Source organism: Arthrobacter sp. Br18 (genome assembly GCF_000520555.1).
In the GTDB taxonomy this organism is placed as follows: Bacteria; Actinomycetota; Actinomycetes; order Actinomycetales; family Micrococcaceae; genus Arthrobacter_D.
The window spans coordinates 9618-14812 of sequence record NZ_KI914863.1 but is presented as its reverse complement, the minus strand read 5'-3'; the positions used below and the strand labels follow the sequence as shown (position 1 = coordinate 14812).

Below are 5195 nucleotides of genomic sequence, written 5' to 3'. Positions count from 1 at the left end.
GGGGAGCCGGCTCGGCATCCAGGCGCGGATCTACATGCCGCTCGGGGTCGCACTGCCCAAACTCGCGGCGACCCGCGGACACGGAGCCGAGGTGGTGCTGCACGGCCACAACGTCGACGAGGCGCTGGCCGAAGCCAAGAGGTACTCGGACGAGACGGGGGCCGTCTTCGTGCACCCGTTCGACAACGTGGACGTGGTGGCGGGCCAGGGGACCATCGGGCTGGAGATCCTCGAACAGGTGCCCGACGTCGACACCATCCTCATGGGTGTGGGGGGCGGCGGGCTGCTGGCCGGAGTGGCCGTCGCCGTCAAGGCCCGGGCACGGGAACTCGGACGCACCATCCGGATCATCGGCGTGCAGGCGGAAAACGCCGCAGCCTACCCGCCGTCGCTCGCTGCCGACGCACTGGTCCCGCTCACCAAGGTGTCGACGATCGCCGACGGCATCGCCGTCGGCCGTCCGGGCCAGCTCCCCTTCTCGATCATTCGGGAACTCGTCGACGACGTCGTGACGGTGAGCGAAGATTCCCTCGCCCGCGCCCTCATCTTCCTGCTCGAGCGCTCCAAGATGGTGGTGGAGCCGGCAGGGGCCGTGGGAGTGGCGGCTCTGCTCGACGGAAAACTCACCGAGAATGGGGCGCGGCCCGGGAACACCGTCGTCGTCCTCTCCGGCGGGAACATCGATCCGATGCTGATGCTGAAGGTGATCCAGCGCGGACTCGCCGCCGCAGGGCGTTTCCTGGTGATCCGCATGCTGCTGGATGACCGCCCCGGCTCCCTGGCCACGATCTCCCGGATCATCGCCGAATCCGATGCCAATGTCACGGGCGTGGACCATACGAGGGTGGGCGGCTCGATCAGCATGGGCGATGTCGCCATCACCATCAACATGGAAACCAAGGGCGATGAACACTGTGAACAGGTTCTGAGCAACCTCCGTGCCGAGGGCTTCCAGCCCGTTGTCATCCAGGGCTGACGTGCTGGCGCATCGGGCTCGGACGGGCCTGCTCACGGTGGGAATCCTGGTGGCCGTGCTGTGGGCCGTGTTCTTCCTCAATCTGGCCACCGGCCACCTGCTGACCGGTCATCTCGCCATCGAGCCGCGGCGTGTGCGTGGGCTTGACGGGATTCTCTTCGCACCATTGCTGCATGGCGGTGTGCCGCACCTCGTCAGCAACACCCTGCCGCTGCTCGTGCTCGGCTTCCTGGCGTTCCTCGACGGCATCCGCCGCTTTGCCGTGGCCCTGGGAACCAGTTGGTTCGTCTCGGGGCTCGGCGTCTGGATCCTCGGCGGCGGGCTGACCATCGGGGCCTCCGGTGTTGTCTTCGGCCTCTTCACCTACCTGATCGCCCGCGGGTTCTACAACCGGAACGTGCTCCAGATCCTGGTTGCAGGGGTAGTGTTCCTCGCCTACGGCTCCATTCTGTGGGGAGTGCTCCCGGTGGTCGGCTCGAACATCTCCTGGCAGGCACACCTTTTCGGAGCACTCGGCGGAGTGGTTGCCGCACTGATCCTGAGAAAGCGGCCCGCCCCTTTCAGGGCGGACCGCCTTTCCCGCTGAGTCCCTTACCCGGTGTAGGGCGTCGCCGAGATGATCTCCACGGTGATATTCCGGCCGTTGGGTGCGGTGTACACCACGGTGTCGCCGGCCTTCTTGCCCTGGATGGCGGCTCCGAGCGGTGACTTCTCGCTGTAGACGTCGATGTGGGCGTCGCCGGCCACTTCGCGGCTGCCGAGCAGGAAGGATTCGACGTCGCCGGCGATACTGGCCTGCACCATCATTCCGGGCTCCACAATGCCGTTGTCCTCCGGGGATTCGCCGACGTGCGCGCTGTCGAGCAGGGCCGTGAGCTGGCGGATGCGCGCCTCGGACTTGCCCTGTTCCTCCTTGGCCGCGTGGTAGCCGCCGTTCTCCTTGAGGTCGCCCTCGGAACGCGCCTGCTCGATGCGCGCCACGATCTCGGTCCGGCCGGGGCCCGAGAGGTGTTCGAGTTCAGCCTTGAGCCGGTTGAAGGACTCCTGCGTGAGCCAGGCAACGGGCACGCTGTTTGTGGACACGGGACATCTCCTTTGGTTCGTCCGGTACCGCGGAGTGCGGTCCGGCACACAAGCAAACACCCCACCTCATTGTTACCGTGCCGGGCACGGTTCGCCGTTGAGACGGGGCAGGACGTATCCGTCTATTCTAGTTCGGGCAGGGCGATAACCCAAGATGGGCGGGCGCAGTGCCGCGGGGGCCTGGGCCTGCGGGTGGTCAGTCGGCCAGCCAGCACGCGTTGACGCCGCCGGAAACCCCGGGTGAATCGGTCCGCAGTTCGGCGCGGTGGGCCGTGGTCTGGCCCCCGTTGACGCCGTCGGTCTCCGCATTGGGGCCGATGGTGACTACCTTCCACCCGACCACCGCGTAGTTCGCGCTCAGTACCTGGATGGCACATTCGGCCGTGGCGTCCGCGGGTTTGGTCAGCTCGAAGTCGACGCTTGCGCGTTGGCCGTCGGCGATGCTGAAGCCGACGTCCTTCGAGCTGATGCGGGGATTTCCGTTGGTCACTGCGAATACCGCGACGGCGGCAACGCATGCCAGGAGCACGGTGACCACCAGGAGCCGGAAGGGCCTGGCAGGTTTGACCGGCTTGGGGGGACCGTAGCGATTGGCTACTCTTGGGGTAGGCGTGTACGCATTGCTCACCTGCGTAATTTTACCGTCGATCCACGGACCTCAGTGACTTCCGTGGAGCCACCTGCCGCAACCACCACCCAGGAGCCCTGTTGTCCAGCCAGGATCACCCCGCCGCGTCTTCCCGCGGCTTCCGCCTGCTCGCCGTCCATGCGCATCCCGATGACGAGTCGAGCAAGGGATCCGCCACGATGGCGCGGTACGCAGCCGCCGGGGCAGGGGTGATGGTGGCGACCTGCACCGGAGGGGAACGCGGCGACATCCTGAACCAGGCGATGAGCGGGAACGCGCACGCCCGCCGGGACCTCGCAGGGCTTCGAAGGATCGAGATGGCGAACGCCGTCACCGCGCTGGGCGTCCAGCAACGGTGGCTGGGATTCACCGACTCGGGGCTGCCGGAGGGCGATCCGCTCCCTGACCTTCCGTTCGGATGCTTCGCCCTGCAGCCACTCGAGCGTGCTGCCGCGCCCCTGGTCAAGCTCGTGCGGGATTTCCGGCCGCACGTGATCCTCAGCTACGACGAGAACGGCGGATACCCGCACCCCGACCACATCATGGCGCACCGGGTGGCTGTCGAGGCCTATGAGGCTGCGGGCGACCCGGAGCGGTATCCGGACATGGGCGAGGCCTGGCGGGTGGACAAGCTCTACTATGACCGCGCGTTCAACCCGGAGCGCTTCCGTGCCCTGCACGACGCCCTCGAGGAGGCCGGACTCCAGTCACCCTACGCGGAGCGGATCGCGCAGTGGCTTGAGGCCGATCCCGAGGGGAACCAGCCGCCGGCCCCGACGCACGCGACCACCACGCAGATTGATTGCGGCTCGTTCTTCGCCCACCGGGAGCAGGCCCTGCTGACACACCGCACGCAGGTCGACCCGACCGGGTTCTTCTTCGCGGTGTCCTCGGATTTCCAGCGCCGCGTGTGGCCCTGGGAGGACTACTCGCTCATTTCCTCCCGGGTTGAAACATCGCTGCCCGAGGACGACTTCTTCGCAGGCATTGCCGACGTGCGCTAGTTCTATCCGACGTAGAATTGTTCGGAACGGGCCGCCCGCCCGCAGCTCTTTTCGAAAGTGGTGCACCTGTGCTTTTCCCGCTGACCCTCGCCGCGATGGCTCCGTCCGAAGACCCCGCCCTGCGGGAGGGACTGGACCCGGCTTCAGTGACTCCGGGAACGCTCGGTTTCCTCGCAACCCTGTTCGTGGTGATCGGGGTGTTCTTCCTCATCCGCGACATGACCAAGCGGATCCGCCGCGTGCGGTACACCGCGATGGTCCAGGAAGCGCGGCTGGAGGACGCAGCGGACGCAGCGGACGACGGCGGTCCTGCCACCGGGGGCGGGCCCGGTGCGCCGCAGCAGGAATCGGAGCGCGAAGCACGGCAGGGGCCACGGCCGGCGCCCGGCGGCAAGCACGGCCCCGACCTCCGGTAAGCCATGCCCGGCCGACCCCGAAGCGCCGGCGCACCCTCGCCGGCACCCGGACGACCCGGTCGACTGGTGGCCGTTCCGCTGCAGCCGGGCCACCTGCTCCTAGAGGCCCTGCACGGGGTTGAGGACGGCCATCATGATCGCGACGTAGTGTGCCGCGAATGCGGCCACGGTGAAGGCATGGAACAGTTCGTGGAAGCCGAAAACGAGCGGGCTGAAGTTGGGCCTCTTGATGCCGTAGAACACGGCGCCGGCAATGTAGAGGGCGCCGCCTACGCAGATCAGGATCGCCGCAGGAATGCTCGCGGCGAAGAAATCGGGCAGGTAGAACAGTGCGGCGAGCCCGAGGGCCACGTAGATCGGGACGTACAGCCAACGGGGTGCCTGAACCCAGAGATTGCGGAAAAGGACCCCGGCGATCGCCCCGCTCCAGATGATCCACAGCAGCACCGTGGCCTTGTCGCGCTCGAGCAGTGCCCAGGCGAGCGGCGTGTACGAGCCGGCGATCACGAGCATGATGTTGGTGTGGTCGAGGCGCTTGAGGACCACCCGCGCCCTCGGTTTCCAGTTACCCCGGTGGTAGACGGCGCTGACGCCGAACAGCAGGGCCCCGGTGAGGGCGTAGATCGCGGACGCCACCTTGAGGCCGGTGGTGGGAGCCAGGGTGATCAGCACGATTCCCGCCGCAACGGCAAGGGGTGCTGTGGCCGCGTGGATCCAGCCACGGAGCACCGGCTTGTCGAGGGCCTCCGCAACGTTCTCCCCGACCTTGCCGACGGCGTTCTCAGCGCGGCGTCGGCCGGCCGTGTCGGGTGCGGGCCGGGGCGATGGTGGTACCGCGGAGGATCGCGAAGTCATGGGGCGATTCTAACCCGGCAGCCGGTGTGTTGCCCGGCGGTCACCACGCCTGCGGCGCCCCTTCGGCGGATCTCCGGCAACAGCCGGTACCTTTGGAGGGGTGACGTGGAAATTTCCCGAGTTCCTCTACAGCTTCTACGAGCGCCGGCTCCAGCGCTCGTTGTCCCCTGAGCGGATTCCGCACCACATCGGCGTGATGGTGGACGGCAACCGACGCTGGGCCCGGCTCGCGG

The 5195-nt window shown here is 67.5% G+C and carries 7 protein-coding genes and 1 pseudogene; 5 read left to right on the top strand and 3 right to left on the bottom strand.

Features of this window, described 5'->3' with window-relative positions; all coding sequences use genetic code 11:
* Both Y704_RS20185 and Y704_RS0109430 read left to right on the top strand, forming a co-directional pair.
* Window positions 1-976, top strand: a 976-nt coding sequence (locus tag Y704_RS20185; protein ID WP_081747529.1) for a pyridoxal-phosphate dependent enzyme, incomplete at its 5' end; no start/stop codon positions are given.
* A 37-nt stretch (window positions 977-1013) separates the two neighbouring features.
* Entirely contained in the window at window positions 1014-1562 is a 549-nt protein-coding gene (locus Y704_RS0109430; protein WP_253904281.1) for a rhomboid family intramembrane serine protease, read from the top strand.
* A gap of 5 nt (window positions 1563-1567) precedes the next feature.
* On the opposite strand, the gene greA is transcribed toward Y704_RS0109430, so the two are convergent.
* The gene (gene greA / locus Y704_RS0109425; protein ID WP_026549936.1) at window positions 1568-2059 is read right to left on the bottom strand and encodes a transcription elongation factor GreA; all 492 of its coding nucleotides are present in this window, start codon (window positions 2057-2059) and stop codon (window positions 1568-1570) included.
* A 196-nt stretch (window positions 2060-2255) separates the two neighbouring features.
* The gene (locus Y704_RS0109420; RefSeq protein WP_253904280.1) at window positions 2256-2687 is read right to left on the bottom strand and encodes a DUF4307 domain-containing protein; all 432 of its coding nucleotides are present in this window, start codon (window positions 2685-2687) and stop codon (window positions 2256-2258) included.
* Window positions 2688-2767: 80 nt separating this feature from the next.
* Between Y704_RS0109420 and mca the strand changes: the two genes are divergently transcribed.
* On the top strand, window positions 2768-3691 hold the full coding sequence (gene mca, locus Y704_RS0109415) for a mycothiol conjugate amidase Mca (protein ID WP_051476873.1): 924 nt from the start codon (window positions 2768-2770) through the stop codon (window positions 3689-3691).
* 68 nt (window positions 3692-3759) lie between these two features.
* Window positions 3760-4107 (top strand): hypothetical protein, encoded by a 348-nt coding sequence (locus tag Y704_RS0109410; protein WP_253904279.1) that lies wholly within the window; start codon window positions 3760-3762, stop codon window positions 4105-4107.
* Between the two features lie 99 nt (window positions 4108-4206).
* Here Y704_RS0109410 and Y704_RS0109405 read toward each other — a convergent pair whose 3' ends face one another.
* Window positions 4207-4962 (bottom strand): PAQR family membrane homeostasis protein TrhA, encoded by a 756-nt coding sequence (locus Y704_RS0109405; protein WP_081747528.1) that lies wholly within the window; start codon window positions 4960-4962, stop codon window positions 4207-4209.
* Between the two features lie 100 nt (window positions 4963-5062).
* Here Y704_RS0109405 and Y704_RS25215 point away from each other — a divergent pair.
* Window positions 5063-5195, top strand: a pseudogene (locus Y704_RS25215) (isoprenyl transferase); the annotation flags it as partial.